Genomic DNA, 213 nt, shown 5'->3' with positions numbered 1-213 from the left:
CCAATTGTATCGCCCGAAATCACGGCACTGTCGTTAACCCCGGTAATGGTAATCACGATGTCATGTGTGGTGCCATCCACTGAGGCGACAGTGAAGGTTTCGACCTTAGTTTCATCTTGAGCAAGGTATTGCACGTCCGCGTTATCGACGTTGTAGACCCAGTTGCCGTTTTCATCGATGGTAAGCTCGCCGAGTGCGCCTGCTGGCGTGACG

General features: G+C 53.1%; 1 protein-coding gene. It reads right to left on the bottom strand.

Annotation, left to right across the window (positions count from 1 at the left end):
• Positions 1-213 (bottom strand): VCBS domain-containing protein (locus RH86_RS02335; protein WP_009384750.1); only part of this gene is annotated, 213 nt, incomplete at both ends.

Origin of the sequence: Vibrio sp. N418, from assembly GCF_000222565.1 — a bacterium.
Taxonomy (GTDB): domain Bacteria; phylum Pseudomonadota; class Gammaproteobacteria; order Enterobacterales; family Vibrionaceae; genus Vibrio; species Vibrio scophthalmi.
This window is presented reverse-complemented; position numbering and strand designations above follow the sequence as displayed.